The sequence below is a fragment of the Pseudomonas saudiphocaensis genome (assembly GCF_000756775.1).
Classification (GTDB): Bacteria; Pseudomonadota; Gammaproteobacteria; order Pseudomonadales; family Pseudomonadaceae; genus Stutzerimonas; species Stutzerimonas saudiphocaensis.
Map to the genome: position 1 here is coordinate 1099752 of NZ_CCSF01000001.1, position 15010 is coordinate 1114761.

Genomic DNA, 15010 nt, shown 5'->3' on the forward strand with positions numbered 1-15010 from the left:
ACTGGCTCATTCATCCGGCACCGCCGTCTCGACCAGCATGGCCAGGAGCGTCAGCGATTCCTGCCAGCCGGGGTAGCAGGCTTCGGCGGGGATCACGTCCGGGACGCCCTGCTGGGTGATGTTCAACTCGGTGCCGCAGGACACCTCGGTCAGCACTACCGTGACCTCCATGGCGCCGGGCAGGCCCGGGTCATCGAAGCTGTCGTCGTAACGGATGCGCTGGTTCTCCACCAGTTCCAGGTACTGGCCGCCAAAGCTGTGGCTCGAGCCGGTGGAGAAGTTGGTGAAGGACATCCGGTGGCGGCCACCGACATGCGCGTCGAGTTCATGCACACGGCAGGTAAAGCCATGCGGCGGCAGCCACTTGGCCATGGCGTCGGCGTCAAGAAACGCGCGGTACAGGCGGTCGGGCGTGGTGCGCAGTACGCGGTGCAGGCGGATGGTGCTGGGCATGGCGTTCTCCTCTACGGTCGGGGCATTGGTTAATGACCCTGGGTAGTCGAGCGGAGAACGCCGCTTTCGACATCTGGCTGACAGGTATGCCTGCGAACTCAGGAAATATCGATCTGGTAGCGAAACCCTTCGGCGCCGGCGCGAGAGAGGCGGTATTCCAGAGGGGACGAGCGAGCCCTCGGAAGAAAGCGTAAGCCGGGCTATTTCGGCCAACCGCGAACCCACCTTGCCCGTATAATCGCCGTTTCCCGTGCGAGTCCCCTTCCCTGTGAGCAAAAAACGATACGCCTGCATCGGCCTGAGCAACCCTAAATCCCCCGCCAACGTAGGCGCCATCATGCGTGCAGCAGGCTGCTACGGCGCCGCTTCGGTGTTCTACACCGGCACCCGCTATGACCGCGCCAAGGATTTCATCACCGATACCAAGAAGGTCCATCAGGGCATTCCGCTGATCAACATCGACGACCTGCGCAAAATTCTGCCGCTCGGCTGCGTGCCGGTGGCGGTTGAGCTGGTCGAGGGCGCGCGGGCCCTGCCCGAATACACCCACCCGGACCGGGCGCTGTATATCTTCGGTGCCGAAGATGGCTCGCTCAGCAAGGAGATCCGTGACTGGTGCGAGGATGTCGTCTATATCCCTACCGATGGCTGCATGAACCTTGCGGCGACGGTTAATGTGGTGCTTTACGACCGCCTGGCGAAGGGCAACAACACGCGCTCCGGTCCGCTGTTTTGAACACTACGATGGAAAGCCGAAATACCCGCATAAGACTGCCTTTCTTCTGGCAGGCACGGCTTGTGAATTAACCGGCCCTTAGCCGGAGACCATGGCTGGCCCCTCCATAAAGCGCCCAGACAGCTTTCTGGATTATCACTGGCATATCCCTACCAATCGTCGTGTTATTTACGAAAAACTGCACTCTTTCGTTTGCTGGGTATCAGAAAAGCTTGTTAGGGTCCGAGCGCTTTTTACCCAGGAGTCAACAATGAAAACAACATGGTTGAAGACCGTGATCGCAGTTGCGGCAGGCGCCCTTTCCACCCAGGCCCTGGCTGCAGGTTTCGCCCTCAACGAACAGAGCATCAGCGGCATGGGCACCTCTTTTGCCGGCCGCTCCTCTGCTGCCGACGACGCCACCACGCTGTTCGGCAACCCTGCCGGTATGGCGCGCCTCAAGCGTGAGGAAGTCAGTTTTGGTGTGGCGGCGATTCATGCGAAGACGGATATCAAGAACAACTCAGCATCTTTTTCCGGAACTGCCCTCGGCGGTGCAAGCCTGCAGTACGGCGGAAGCAATGACGGCGACATGGTCCCATTCACCGCCATCCCGATGGGCTATTACGTCAAGCCCATTGACGAGAAATGGGCAGTCGGTGTTGGCATCTATGTGCCCTTTGGTCTGGCGACGGATTATGAAAGCGGATATCAGGGCCGTTATTTCGGCGACTACAGCGAAGTGTCCGTCATTACCGTGCAGCCCACTGTCAGCTATCGCTTCAACGAGAAGCTGTCTGTAGGTTTCGGCCCAACCATCAACCGCATCGAAGGCGAATTGCAGAGTGCATCGCCCAATGCGGCCAGCCTTGGTAGTAACGATGGCCGGATCAAGGTCACAGGCGACGATACAGCTCTTGGCTTCAACGCCGGCATCCTCTACGAATTTTCGCCACAAACCCGTGCAGGCCTGACCTATCACTCCAAGGTCGCGTACAAGCTCAAGGGCGATACCAAGCTGTCCGGCGCCGGCTTCGATGTAGTCGGTGCATCGGGCAAATATGACGCCTCCCTTGACCTCGATACCCCCGAGTCCATTGACGTCTCCGTGACTCATGAGCTCAATGATCAGTGGACGCTGTACGCCGGCGCCATGTGGACCCGCTGGAGCCGCTTCGAGGCCATCATTATCGACAACGATGGCATCCCCGCCGACCTGCAAGGCAACCTCGCTCCGATCATCGAAGAGCAGGACTGGCATGACACTTGGTCCTACGCCATCGGCGCGGCCTACAAGCTGAACCGTGAATGGACGCTAAGGACAGGCCTGGCGTTCGATCAGAGCCCGACCAACAATGTGCATCGTTCACCGCGCATCCCGTCCGGTGACCGCACAGCGATCAGCTTCGGCCTGGCATGGAACCCGACCGATGACGTCACCGTTGACTTTGCCTACACCTACCTGCAAGAGGAGGAAGTCGATGTCAGCAGAAGCCGGTCTTACCGAGACGGCGCGCTCAACGCCGAATATGACGCAACGTTTGAAAACAGCGCCCACGGCTTCGGCGCAGCTTTGAGCTACCGCTTCTAAGCAAAACGCCCCGGTTGTACCGGGGCGTTCCTTATCGGGCCAAGGCCTTTTCTACTGCCGCGATCAGCTTCGGATCATCCGGTTTGACCTTGCTGGAAAAGTAATCGACCACCTGCCCGTTGCGATCGACTACGTACTTATAGAAATTCCAGCGCGGCGCTCCTCCGGCCTGCTTGGCCAGTTCCTTGAACAGCGGTATTGCATCGCTGCCCCTGACCGGTTGCGTCTGCGCCATGGGGAAGGTCACGCCGTAGTTCACGTAGCAAACCTCCGCCGTTTCGGCAGCGTCATCGGACTCCTGAAAGAAGTCATCGGACGGCACGCCAATCACCACCAGCCCTTCATCCTTGTAACGCTGATACAGCGCTTCCAGCCCTTCGAACTGGGGCGCGAAACCACAGAAGCTCGCGGTATTGACCACCACCAGCGCCTTGCCCTGAAAGTCCTGGCACAGATCAATGGTTTCCTTTGAGCGAAGCTTGGGCAGCTCATGCTGCAACAGCGCCGGGCAGGACTCTGCCAGCACCGGGCCGGAGAGCAGCAGCAAGACCAGCGCAGCAAGCAAATGGTGTTTCATCGCAATTCCTCAGGCGTCAAAGTATCGGGCTCTAATAGTTGATCTGCAGTGACGCTACTCCCGCTGCGCCAGGGTGGCAACGCCTCTCAGATGGACTCGCCCTTGAGCACCATCGGCAAGCCTGCCATGACAAAGGTTACGCGCTGGCAACGCTCGGCCAGGGCCTGGTGCAGCCAGCCGGCCTCATCCACATAGCGCCGACTGAGCTCCCCCAGCGGCACGACGCCCAGTCCGGTTTCGTTGCTCACCAACACTACCCGCCCCGGCAGGGTCGCCAGGCAATCAAGCAAGGCCTCGCGTTCTTCGGCCAGCCGTAGCGGATCGTCCAGCATCAGCAGGTTGGTCAGCCACAGCGTCAGGCAATCGACCAGAATGCAGCGATCCTGATGGGCGTTTTCGCGCAGCACATTTGCTAATGCAAGGGGCTCTTCCACCAGTGCCCACTCGGCCGGCCTGCGCGCACGGTGATGGCTGATGCGCTCGGCCATCTCCTTGTCCAGCGGCTGACTTGTAGCGATATAGGTCACAGGCAAGCCGCTTTCCAGCGCCAGACGCTCGGCCAGGCGGCTTTTGCCGGAGCGAGCGCCGCCCAGGATCAAATCAAGCACAGTGTTCTCCGAAGCCCTTCAAGGACGGTGCAGCAGACAGGAGAAAAATGGAGTCACTCATCATTTCCCCAACTGTCACTGAATAGCAGTTCCTGTAGCGGGCGCGGCTGGGTCCAGCCTTCCAGTGCGAGCATTGGCGCCGGATAGAATTCATCAACCGGCCCAAGGCAGATAACCGCTACCGGCATCGCGCCGGCCGGCATCCGCAGCAGTTCGGCCAACGCCTGAGGATCGAACAGCGACACCCAACCCATCCCCAGCCCTTCGCCACGTGCCGCCAGCCACAGGTTCTGGATCGCACAGGCCGCTGACGCCAGGTCCATCTCAGGCAGGGTACGCCGACCAAAGACATGGGCTTCGCGGCCTTCCATTAGCGCGACCACCAGCAGCTCGGCACAATCCTGGACGCCCTCTACTTTCAGCTGCATAAACTCGCTGCCGCGCTCGCCCAGTGCTTCGGCGGTTAGCTGTCGCTCCTGCTCGACCAGTTCAGCGATGGCTGTCCGCAATTCGGGACGCGTGATGCGGATAAATCGCCAAGGCTGCATCAGGCCGACGCTGGGTGCCTGGTGCGCTGCTTCCAGCAAACGCACAAGCAACTCGGGCGCAACCTCTCCGCCGCTGAAATGGCGCATGTCGCGGCGCTCGGCAATGGCCCGATAGATGCCGGCGCGCTCTTCCGGGCTGAATGCATGCTCGCTCATGTTCGTGACAACTCCACAACTGCCGTCGGCTTGGACGGCAGGTAAAAATCAATAAAAGCCCAGCAGGCGTATGCCCGGCACTGCAAGCCGAGCATGGTGCCATAAGTGCCGGCATTGTCAGCAATGCATGGACGGTTCTAATGCGGAGCCGGACTCTTCTGCTTAGCGCAGCGGCAAGGAATATGGGTATCTTGCGCCTGAAAAGCGGAACCCCTGACGTTCCATGCGCTTCGAATGCCAGAGTCCCGCTCATTCGCTATCCGGCCATCTGAGGAAAGACGCCCGCTCATGACGACTATCGTGCAGATATCCGACACCCACTTCGGCACCGAACAGCCCCACGTGGTGTATGCCCTGGAAGAGCATGTGCGTGCCCATGGCGCCGATCTGCTGATCGTCTCCGGTGATATCACGCAGCGAGCCAGGGCCGGACAGTTCGCGGCTGCACAGGAATTCGTCGAGCGTCTTCAGGCACTTGGCATTCCCCAGACGCTGGTTATTCCTGGCAATCACGACATTCCGCTGTACAACCTCTTTGCCAGGGCGTTTACGCCCTACCGCAACTACCGACGCCATTTTGGAGAGGATTTGGAGCCGACTTTCGAGAGCGATGACATGCTGGTCATCGGCCTGAACACAACGCACCCTCGTCGCCACAAGGACGGCGTCGTTACTGCCGCGCAGGTCGAGGCGGTGAGCCGTCGGCTGAAAAGTTGCGCGCCGGGCAAGGTTCGCATTCTGGTTGCGCATCAGCCGTTCGGCGCGATGGTACAGAGTGATCTGAGCAATCTGCAGCACGGTGCCGAAGCCGCTCTTAACTGCTGGGCCGATGATGGACTGGACCTGGTGATGGGTGGGCATATCCACCTGCCTTACGTGCTGCCGCTCTCCAAGCAGTACGGCGGACTTAGCCGGGAGATCTGGATGGTTCAGGCGGGCACGGCATTGTCATCACGGGTGCGCGGTACTTCGCCCAACTCGTTCAATCGGTTGAAGGTGCAGCCGGGAGCTGAAAAGAAGGTCTGTGTTGAACGCTGGGATCTGCTGGAAGACCACTTTGCGCCGGCCTCACATTTCAACCTGCACTGGTAGCGCTACCGCTGGCTATCAGGGGTTGAGTGCGAGCTGCTCGTCGTTGAGCACACGGCGAGCGTTGAGATAGCTCTTCTGCCAATAGCTGTTGGAGAGGCTGTCCAATCGCACCGTCCCGCCCGTGGAAGGCGCGTGGACGAAACGCCCCTGGCCTACATAGATGGCTGCATGGCTGACACGCTGCCCACCACTGGTGGCGAAGAACAGCAGGTCCCCCGCTTGCAGAGCGTCTCGACTGACCGGGCTGGCGCCACGCATGACACTCATTTCACGGGTGGTACGTGGCAGGGCGATGCCGGCTGCGCCGCTGTAGACATAACCGATCAAGCCGCTGCAATCGAAGCCGCCGTCGGGCGTGTTGCCACCGTAGCGATACGGCGTTCCGACCAGCCCCAGGGCGGTAAACAGCACATCCTCGGCCGCTCCTGGAGCGGGATGCGCCACAGGCGCCTCGACCACCGGCTCGACACTTTGCCTTCCGGCACAGGCACTCAACAGCAAGCCTGTCAGCAAAAGAATTGAGAATCGGGCCAGAAAGGGCATGGCAGAGCAGTCCGAGCTAAAGAGCCATCACTCTGCCGGCATGCGCTCGGGGATGCAACCCCGAGAAAGCGCCCGATTAGTTACGAGAAGTGGCGTCGCTAGCAACCGATGCCAGGGCAAGAACTCGCTTGGCTTGCATAAAGCTGGCGCGCCAGTAGGCATCATCCAGGCTGTCCACCCGCACTCCGCCGCTGCGGCTACTGGAGGAATGGATGAACTGGTCGTCACCGATGTAGATGCCGGCGTGGCTGACGCGACCACGGCCGCGGTTGTTGAAGAACACCAGATCGCCAGGTTCCAGCTCGCTGCGTTTGATCTTCGGCGCGTCGAGGCTGATCATTTCGCGAGTCGAACGCGGCAGCTCGATACCGGCTTCCTTTCGGAACAGGTAACCGACAAAGCCGCTGCAATCGAAACCGGTCTTGATGGACTTGCCGCCATAACGGTACGGCGTACCGACCAGGGTGAAGCCGCGCTCGAGGATGCTGTCGGCCAGCGGCGGCAATTCGTAGCTCTGTTCGTCAGCCAGTTCACGCAGTTGCTGCTCGCTGGGCTCGTCCGACTGCGCCTGCACTTCTTCTGCCGCGTCGTTCATGCCAGCAACCAGCTGTTCGAAGTTCAGCTGGATTTCCTCGGTCACCCGGGCGCTTTCCTGCTGTTGCGGCTGAGTGGCACAAGCCGACAGCAGCAAAGCGAGCGATAAAGGCAGCAAGGGTACGAGGCGTTGGCGCATAAGGCGGACGGGGCAATCGAAAAAAAGTGGGCGCAACTATGCCTTTTATGAAGCCGATGAGCAAATTCAATCGCTGAAAGTGTGACGGATTGGCTGTGGCAAAACGTCTGGCGCCGATTAGTGATTGGTGGTGAAGGCCAGCATCGCTGACAGCTGACATAGAGGCCGCCCACTCTCCTCTCGCCAGCGGTTGAATACCGCCTGCACCGCCGCCTGATCCCGCTGACTGCTGGGCACTTTGTCGATTACCTTCTGCGCCTTGAGCGCGGCAACGACGTCATTGCTGGGGACAAAGGTGTCCTTGCCGGCCATACGCAGAAAGCGCGGGGCAGACAGACCACCCAGCTGGCTGCCATGCCGGGCGATATAGCGCCAGAGTCCGACGATGTCCTCTTCCGGCCAGTCCGCCAGCAGTTGACCGAAGCCGCCCTTCTCTTTCGCCACATCCAGCACGAACTGGGCATTGCGCGGCACGCTCTTGAGCTTGCCCAAGTGCCGGATCAGATCGGTGTTCTGCATCATCCGCTCGATATGCTCGCCGCCCATCAGCACCACTTTTTCCGGATCGAAGCCAAAGAACGCCCGTTCGAAAGCCGGCCACTTGGCATCCACCAGGCTGTGCTTGAGGCCGGCACGAAAAATTCGCAGGGCGATCAGCGACAGATAGCGATCATCGGAAACTGCGCGCAACTCATCGGCGCTGCGAGGTTGCGGCAGCAAGCGCTCCAGGGCCGCCGCAGAGCCGAAGCGGTTGAGGCAATATTCATGCAGCCATTTGTAGTCATGCATGGTCATGTCGATCCGAAATATTTGAGCGGTACGGGCGGGTTGAGAGGGCCAAAAACGACAATGCCCGTATCGCCGGATACGGGCATTGCTTGCAAGCCACGTGCTGGATCAGGCCTTCGGCCAATCCAGCCACGTCAACGCAGCGGTCATCAGACCTTGGCGCGGGATTTGTACTCGCCAGTGCGGGTGTCGATCTCGATGTGCTCACCGATGCTGATGAAGTCGGCAACCTTAAGCTCGAAGCCACTGTTCAGCTTGGCAGTCTTCATTACCTTGCCGCTGGTGTCGCCACGGGCGGACGGCTCGGTGTAAGCGATCTGACGCACGATGGTGGTCGGCAGCTCGATGGAAATCACGCGATCGTTGTAGAACACGGCTTCGCAGACGTCCTGCATGCCGTCTTCGATGTAGTTAATGGTGTCGCCCAGGTCTTCCTTCTCGATCTCGTACTGGTTGTACTCGGTGTCCATGAACACGTACATCGGATCGGCGAAGTAGGAGTAGGTCACTTCCTTGCGCTCGAGGATCACTGGCTCGAACTTGTCGTCGGCCTTGTAGACGGTCTCGGTGGCCTGGCCGTTGAGCAGGTTCTTCAACTTCATCTTGACCACGGCAGCGTTGCGGCCGGACTTGTTGAATTCGGCTTTCTGGATAACCCAGGGCTCGCCGTTGATCATGGCCACTTGGCCGGCACGGAACTCTTGTGCGGTTTTCATACGAATGTCCGAATGGATGAGAGAAAAATCAGGCCGCGTATCATAGGGGCTGACCCCACTTTGTCGCAAGCCAGGCGCTGTGCACTACGCCGGAACAGGCAACCAATCCCGGTGAAATAGAACCAATTTACCCGCCAAATCGCCGTTGGCGACCTGTTTGTGAGTCCAGTGCTCGGCATGAGCCAGCAGCTCGGTTTCATGCGCCAGCAGTGCCGCCCAGGCTTCGCCACTGCCTTGGCCACTGTTCCAGGCGCTCCAGAAACCCCGCAGGGCAGCAGAGGCAGCCGGGGTCAGGTCGCGTAGATAGAGCTCAAGAAACGCATTGAGTTTGTCCCAATGGGCATCCTCTTCCTGCGGGTAGATGTGCCAGACCAGTGGTCGCCCGGCCCACTGGGCACGAATGAATGACTCTTCACCACGAACCGCGTTGAAATCGCAGCTCCAAAGCAGCAGATCGTACTGGTGCTGAGTCATAAAGGGCAGGATCGCTATGCTCAATGCGCCGCGCTGATAGCGATCGCCGGTGCGCACGTGTTCGACGCCAAGCCAGCGCGCCACGTCGCCCAGCACTCGCCCTTCTGGTACCAGCAACTGCGTGGGTTGCGTTTGCAGAGACAGGACCTCGAGCCAGCCAGCAATGGCCGAATTCTCGTAGGCGAACAGCGACACCAGCTTGGTGTCGGGCGCCACGCTGATATCGAAGCTCTGCAGGAAGGCTTCACGAAGCAACGAATCATTCTGGAAGGCTTCACGCCTGGCGATCAGGTCGCCCTCACGGATCAGCCCACCAGTGCCTTCCTCGAAGCCGGGAAAGAAGAAATACTTCTGCAGGCCGTCGGAGCGCATCGAAGGCAGCGCATGACAACCGACCACCCAGTCTTCGGCGCTCAGATACTCGAGATTCAACCAGAGGATCCGCCGCTGGCTGCGAGCCATGGCGGTGATGTAGTCCTGCGGCAGGTTGCAGGCAAAGGCTTCAATCACAACATCAGCCGGCTCGGCCCCAGGCCATTCGGGCACCCAATGACGTACCTCGACGCCCTCATGCCACTGCTGGCTGGCTGAGGTACTGGCGCCGGGCTGCAGACGAGCGAAGGTGTCCAGGTCATCGATCCACAGGCGTACGCTCTGCCCATGCTCGGCCACCAGCTGCCGCGCCAGGCGCCAGGTCACACCGATATCGCCATAGTTGTCCACCACGACGCAGAAAATGTCCCAGCTCACCTTGACCGACAAATCGACTACTCCTGCAGAAAACAGGACGACTCACGCCCTGCAGGCTGAAAAGCACGAAGGATACAGCTTCATCCACTGCAGATGATCGCGAAACGATGAGATTGACTGGATGCCACGCTGGCTGGATCGGAACAGGTCCGAATATACGGGGAGGAATGTGTCGCTTCGTTATGGAGGTGAACCCTGCCAGCCACACCCCGGCACACAATGTCACCGCTGCGGCTGCTCCCTTCCGGGCCTGACCGGGTTCACGGCTGATCGTTGCGAGGGGACCGACAGGGCCCACCATAACAAAGCCCGTCTGGCGACGAGCGGCGCCATTGTACCGGCTTGCTCCCAACTTACAACTGCTTCATCGTCTGATTCACTCAATCGCAGCAATGGCCATTTGCAGCCCTGGGGCGGAGCGGAGCGCGATGCCCTAACAGCGTTGTTCAAAAAGCACCGAAGGCTCCTGGCCCGCCTATCAGGCTATTGAAAATATCCGATCCAAGGCCCAATCATTCCGAACCGCTAGGCAGCAGCGGCAGTCTGTTGATGAACGGAACAGTCATCGGGCAGCAGCCATTTTGCTGCTGCTGGAATCTGCTGCAAGAAGGCCAGCAGAGTCGAACCAAACGGCGCAGTTGTCGTGAAACCTAGAGCCACGGCGCCACTGAAAGAGGTAATCATGAGCACAGCTCCAATCGCCATTGTCGGGACCGGTATCGCAGGCCTTTGTGCCGCACAGACCCTGCATGCCGCGGGGCACCCAGTACAGCTTTTCGATAAGAGCCGCGGCCTTGGCGGACGTATTTCCAGCAAGCGTAGCGACGCAGGTCATCTGGACCTGGGGGCACAGTACTTCACCAGCCGTGACCGGCGTTTTACCGAAGCGGTGCGTCAATGGCAGGCGCAAGGCTGGGTCGACGAGTGGTCGCCCAATCTGTATCAGGCGCGTGGCGGGCAGCTGTCGCCTTCCGCCGATGAGCAGCTACGCTGGGTCGGCGTGCCACGCATGAGTGCGATCGCAAATGGCCTGCTGGGCGATATTCCAGTCACCTTTTCCTGCCGTATTACCGAAGTCTTCCGTGGCGAGGAATTCTGGACGCTGGTCGACGCCACCGGCACCAGCCATGGCCCCTTCAGTCAGGTGATCATCGCCATTCCAGCGCCCCAGGCCAGCGCCCTGCTAGCCTCTGCGCCGAAACTTGCTGCTGTCGCTGCCAGCGTTGCAATGGAACCGACCTGGGCAGTTGCTCTGGGCTTTGCCACGCCACTGCAAACGTCGCTGGATGCATGCTTTGTACAGGACGACGCCCTCGACTGGCTGGCTCGCCACAACAGCAAGCCAGGGCGCGATGACCGCCTGGATACCTGGGTACTGCACGCTACCAGCGCATGGAGCAAGCAGCATCTGGACCTGCCCAAAGAGCAGGTAATCGAGCAATTACTAGGGTCGTTCGCCGAGTTGATCGATTGCACCGTACCTGCACCGGAATTCACTCTCGCCCATCGCTGGCTTTATGCCCGCCCTAGCCAACCCCACGAATGGGGTGCGCTGGCCGATGCGCATCTGGGTCTGTATGCATGTGGCGACTGGTGCCTTTCAGGGCGGGTCGAAGGTGCCTGGTTGAGCGGTCAGGAGGCCGCTCGGAGGCTGCTGGAAAATCTTTGAGATTAGAGAACGGCTGACTGGCGGAGGCTGAGTATTCCTGATCATCTCAGGCAAAGGCTCCGCCTCCACCTAGCCCAGTGCCGTATCCAGAAACATCATCACGGCAAACCCTGCCATCAGCCCAACGGTAGCTGGAGTCTGGTGGCCATTACGGTGGGTTTCCGGGATGACCTCGTGCGATACCACGAAGATCATTGCACCCGCTGCCAGCCCCAAGCTCACCGGATAAGCAATGGCGAGCCCGCTGGAAATCCCCAGGCCGACCAAGGCGCCTAGTGGCTCCATCAAACCAGATGCGGCGGCTATCAAGACCGCTCGCCAGGCGGAAACTCCAATGGAGCGCAACGCCAACGCCACGGCCAGCCCTTCGGGAATATCCTGAATGGCGATCGCCGTAGCGAGCGGCAGGCCGACATGCATATCGCCTTCGGCAAAGCCCACGCCAATTGCCATACCTTCTGGAATGTTGTGCAGGATGATCGCGAAGACGAACAGCCAGACCCGGCTTATGCGCCGATGCTCAGGCCCAAAAGCACCGGCACTCTCATGTTCGTGCGGGGTGAAATAATCCAGCCCCAGCATCAGCAATACGCCAAAACCCAGACCCACCACCACGGTCGCCGCTGCAGCGGGCCCACTGCCCCACAGCTCGCGGGCCGCTTCCAGCCCCGGAAGAATCAGCGAAAAGGAACTGGCCGCAAGCATCATCCCTGCAGCGAAACCCAACATGCTGTCTTGGGTACGTACGGAGATATTGCGCAGCACGATGGCCATCAGCGCACCGAGCGCTGTGGTGGCAAAACCTGCAGTACCGCCCAACAGGGCATAACGAATATTGCTCTGTTCGTTGTTCTCGAAAGCGCTATATCCGCTTGCGCCCAACAGGAACAAGACGATCAGAAGAGTGCCGAGAAGCCCCCACGCGACCAACGGGTTCGCCTGCGCATGGGCAATCCATGCCGCACGCAGCGATGTTGCTGCATTGTCAGTACTTGCCATCTTGGGCCCTTGTAACGGAGTTCTGTCGCTCATCGCTGCGACAACCGACTAACGCTACGACCCTAACCGGCTCGCTGAGTTTTGGCCAGGCTTGCCAAAATGGCTCTGCAGCCAGTGTGGATTCCCCCTGGAACCTGTGCCGCAAATGCCCGGAACAAGCCTGAATACGCCCCTAGTTCCTTAACGCGCCTGCAATTTCCACGCACGGTGGATTTTGCTGTTGCGTCGGAAATCTTCATCGAGCGTGGCGCTGCTGATTTCCTCTACGGCATAGCGTTCGGCCAGGCCCGGATCGAGCACGAACTTGCGGAAGTTGTTGGAGAAGTACAGGGTGCCGCCCGCCGCCAGACGTGCCATGGCCAGATCCAGCAAGGCAACGTGATCACGCTGGATATCGAATACACCCTCCATGCGCTTGGAGTTGGAGAAGGTCGGCGGGTCGATGAAGATCAGATCATATTCGCCCCGGTCTTCTTCCAGCCAAGCCATCACGTCCCCCTGCTCCAAGCGCTGCCGATCGGACAGGCCGTTGAGCGCCAGGTTGCGCCGTGCCCAGTCCAGATAAGTTTTCGACAGATCGACACTGGTCGTGCTGCGCGCGCCGCCCTTGGCAGCATGTACGGTGGCCGTCGCGGTATAGCAGAAGAGATTGAGAAAACGCTTGCCAGCCGCTTCACGCTGAATACGCAGGCGCAACGGCCGATGATCGAGGAACAACCCCGTGTCCAGATAATCGGTGAGGTTCACCAGGAGCTTGACGCCACCCTCGCTCACTTCGAGAAACTCTCCCTGGCTGGCCTGACGCTCATACTGACGCGTGCCGCTCTGGCGCTCGCGGCGCTTGACCACTACCCGGTCGCGGGAGATGCCCAGCGCCTGGGGAATCGCCCCCAGCGCATCGAACAGGCGTTCCTGGGCCTTCTGCGGGTCAACGGAGCGAGGTGGCGCGTATTCCTGTACGTGCACCCAGTCTCCGTACAGGTCGATGGCCAGGGCATATTCAGGCATGTCGGCGTCATACAGGCGGTAACACTGAATGCCTTCCCGGCGCGCCCATTTGCCAAGCTGACGCAGGTTCTTCTGCAGACGATTGGCGAACATCTGTCCGCCTTCGCTGAGACGTGCCAACTCGGCCTCGGGCTGCCGATCAGGCTTGCCTGCCTTCTCCACTGCCGCTGCCGAGCGCTGACCGGTGACGAACTGGTCCAACTCGACCTTGATCAGCAACAGCTTGCAGGGCAAGGCGCCGTTCCAGAAGGCGTACTGCTTGTGACTGCGAATGCCCATGCGCTTACCCAGGTCGGGCGCTGACGTCAGCACCGCCGCTTCCCAGCCGAGACAGGCCTGGCGCAAGCGCTCACCAAGGTTCTGGTAGAGATAGACCAGACTCGCCTCGTCCCCCAGGCGCTCGCCGTAAGGCGGGTTACATATCACCAGGCCTTTCTGATTCTGATCCGGGCGTGGCTCGAAGGTCGCAACATCGCCCTGATAAACGCGGATCCAGCTCGACAGGCCGGCACGCTCGATATTGTTCTTGGCCGGCTGAATCAGCCGCGGATCGGCTTCATAACCACGGATCCACAGAGGCTGCCGTGCCATGCCTGCTTCGGCGCGCGCGCGGGCCTCGTCATGCAGACGGTTCCACAGCGCCGGCACGTGCCCCAGCCAGGCACTGAAGCCCCAGCGTTCACGACGCAGGTTCGGCGCGATATCGGCGGCCATCATGGCGCCTTCGACCAGGAAGGTGCCCACACCGCACATGGGGTCGGTCAGCGCACCGCCCTCGGCGGCGATACGCGGCCAGCCGGCGCGAATCAGTACTGCGGCGGCAAGGTTTTCCTTGAGCGGCGCCGCACCCTGCTGCAGACGGTAACCGCGCTGATGCAGGCTGTGCCCGGACATGTCCAGCGACAGCACCGCCTGGCCGCGATCCAGGCGCAAGTGCACGCGCAGATCCGGGTTGAGCTTGTCGACGCTGGGTCGCTCCCCGGCAGGCGTGCGGAGCCGGTCGACGATGGCGTCCTTGACCTTTAGCGCACCGAAATGAGTGTTGTCGATTCCAGAGCCATGGCCGCTAAACTCCACTGCCAGCGTACCGCCCGGTTCCAAGTGCTCGGCCCAATCAATCCGATAGACGCCGTCATAGAGCGTTTCGGCGTTTGTCGTGGTGAAACGGTCGAGTACCAACAGCACGCGGTTGGCGAGTCGCGACCAGAGGCACAGCCGATACGCCACCTCCAGCGAGCCCTGACCACGAATGGCGGCGGTCTGCTCGCGTGCCTCTTCAAGCCCGAGGTTGATGGCCTCTTCGAGCAGCAGGCCTTCGAGACCCTTGGGGCAAGTGAGGATAAGTTCGTGGCGGTCGGTCATGGCATTTCCAGAAAAGTGTTCGGCTGGGCGGCGCTTCGGTTGCTTGCGGCCCTGAGCAAAAAGAGTAATCGGCCTGCGCCTTTATCGGCGGTGCAGGTATCGCGCAGAAATTGGGTCTCGTGTAATCCACTCGCCAAGCGCCTTATGGGCCAGGACAGGGTTCGGTTACTTCCTTATGACAAAATGATCATTCCAGCTTGTGACTCATTGGGTTAGAACTCGACTCA

General features: G+C 60.3%; 16 protein-coding genes and 1 other RNA gene. 4 read left to right on the forward strand and 13 right to left on the reverse strand.

The annotated features are described in order from the left end of the window. Nucleotides 1-6: 6 nt before the first annotated feature. Entirely contained in the window at nucleotides 7-453 is a 447-nt protein-coding gene (locus BN1079_RS05215) for an SRPBCC family protein (protein ID WP_037022839.1), read from the reverse strand. 268 nt (nucleotides 454-721) lie between these two features. On the opposite strand from BN1079_RS05215, the gene BN1079_RS05220 reads away from it, so the two are divergent. Both BN1079_RS05220 and BN1079_RS05225 read left to right on the forward strand, forming a co-directional pair. Further along, complete coding sequence (locus tag BN1079_RS05220; protein WP_037022841.1) at nucleotides 722-1189, forward strand: RNA methyltransferase; 468 nt, start codon at nucleotides 722-724, stop codon at nucleotides 1187-1189. Between the two features lie 250 nt (nucleotides 1190-1439). Next, entirely contained in the window at nucleotides 1440-2759 is a 1320-nt protein-coding gene (locus tag BN1079_RS05225; RefSeq protein WP_037022843.1) for an OmpP1/FadL family transporter, read from the forward strand. Nucleotides 2760-2790: 31 nt separating this feature from the next. On the opposite strand, the gene BN1079_RS05230 is transcribed toward BN1079_RS05225, so the two are convergent. From BN1079_RS05230 to bluB, 3 genes are all read right to left on the reverse strand, one after another. Then, entirely contained in the window at nucleotides 2791-3336 is a 546-nt protein-coding gene (locus tag BN1079_RS05230; protein WP_037022846.1) for a glutathione peroxidase, read from the reverse strand. Between the two features lie 86 nt (nucleotides 3337-3422). Next, nucleotides 3423-3944, reverse strand: coding sequence for a bifunctional adenosylcobinamide kinase/adenosylcobinamide-phosphate guanylyltransferase (cobU, locus tag BN1079_RS05235; RefSeq protein ID WP_037022848.1), 522 nt, complete (start codon nucleotides 3942-3944; stop codon nucleotides 3423-3425). 53 nt (nucleotides 3945-3997) lie between these two features. Next, nucleotides 3998-4648, reverse strand: coding sequence for a 5,6-dimethylbenzimidazole synthase (bluB, locus tag BN1079_RS05240; protein ID WP_037022849.1), 651 nt, complete (start codon nucleotides 4646-4648; stop codon nucleotides 3998-4000). Between the two features lie 288 nt (nucleotides 4649-4936). Between bluB and BN1079_RS05245 the strand changes: the two genes are divergently transcribed. Next, nucleotides 4937-5740, forward strand: a complete 804-nt coding sequence (locus BN1079_RS05245) for a metallophosphoesterase family protein (protein ID WP_037022850.1) — start codon at nucleotides 4937-4939, stop codon at nucleotides 5738-5740. Nucleotides 5741-5755: 15 nt separating this feature from the next. On the opposite strand, the gene BN1079_RS05250 is transcribed toward BN1079_RS05245, so the two are convergent. The 7 genes from BN1079_RS05250 to BN1079_RS17695 all read right to left on the reverse strand — a co-directional run bounded on the left by BN1079_RS05250 (nucleotide 5756) and on the right by BN1079_RS17695 (nucleotide 10429). Next, nucleotides 5756-6283 (reverse strand): C40 family peptidase, encoded by a 528-nt coding sequence (locus BN1079_RS05250; RefSeq protein WP_037022852.1) that lies wholly within the window; start codon nucleotides 6281-6283, stop codon nucleotides 5756-5758. Nucleotides 6284-6359: 76 nt separating this feature from the next. Next, the gene (locus BN1079_RS05255) at nucleotides 6360-7016 is read right to left on the reverse strand and encodes a C40 family peptidase (RefSeq protein ID WP_037022853.1); all 657 of its coding nucleotides are present in this window, start codon (nucleotides 7014-7016) and stop codon (nucleotides 6360-6362) included. A gap of 117 nt (nucleotides 7017-7133) precedes the next feature. Further along, the gene (locus BN1079_RS05260; protein ID WP_037026630.1) at nucleotides 7134-7805 is read right to left on the reverse strand and encodes a DNA-3-methyladenine glycosylase I; all 672 of its coding nucleotides are present in this window, start codon (nucleotides 7803-7805) and stop codon (nucleotides 7134-7136) included. A gap of 149 nt (nucleotides 7806-7954) precedes the next feature. Further along, nucleotides 7955-8521, reverse strand: a complete 567-nt coding sequence (gene efp / locus BN1079_RS05265; RefSeq protein ID WP_037022854.1) for an elongation factor P — start codon at nucleotides 8519-8521, stop codon at nucleotides 7955-7957. An 84-nt stretch (nucleotides 8522-8605) separates the two neighbouring features. Next, a complete protein-coding gene (earP, locus tag BN1079_RS05270) occupies nucleotides 8606-9757 on the reverse strand; it encodes an elongation factor P maturation arginine rhamnosyltransferase EarP (RefSeq protein WP_037022856.1) in 1152 nt (383 codons plus the stop codon). A gap of 181 nt (nucleotides 9758-9938) precedes the next feature. Further along, nucleotides 9939-10035: signal recognition particle sRNA small type (ffs, locus tag BN1079_RS17245), an RNA gene on the reverse strand. A gap of 235 nt (nucleotides 10036-10270) precedes the next feature. After that, nucleotides 10271-10429: a hypothetical protein gene (locus tag BN1079_RS17695; RefSeq protein ID WP_171819286.1), complete on the reverse strand. Its 159-nt coding sequence runs from the start codon at nucleotides 10427-10429 to the stop codon at nucleotides 10271-10273. On the opposite strand from BN1079_RS17695, the gene BN1079_RS05275 reads away from it, so the two are divergent. Then, a complete protein-coding gene (locus BN1079_RS05275) occupies nucleotides 10428-11414 on the forward strand; it encodes an NAD(P)/FAD-dependent oxidoreductase (RefSeq protein WP_037022857.1) in 987 nt (328 codons plus the stop codon). The two genes, BN1079_RS17695 and BN1079_RS05275, sit on opposite strands and share 2 nt — an antisense overlap. Nucleotides 11415-11483: 69 nt before the next feature. Here BN1079_RS05275 and BN1079_RS05280 read toward each other — a convergent pair whose 3' ends face one another. Beyond that, entirely contained in the window at nucleotides 11484-12413 is a 930-nt protein-coding gene (locus BN1079_RS05280) for a ZIP family metal transporter (protein ID WP_037022858.1), read from the reverse strand. 180 nt (nucleotides 12414-12593) lie between these two features. Beyond that, nucleotides 12594-14783: a bifunctional 23S rRNA (guanine(2069)-N(7))-methyltransferase RlmK/23S rRNA (guanine(2445)-N(2))-methyltransferase RlmL gene (gene rlmKL / locus BN1079_RS05285; protein WP_037022860.1), complete on the reverse strand. Its 2190-nt coding sequence runs from the start codon at nucleotides 14781-14783 to the stop codon at nucleotides 12594-12596. Nucleotides 14784-15010 lie beyond the last annotated feature (227 nt).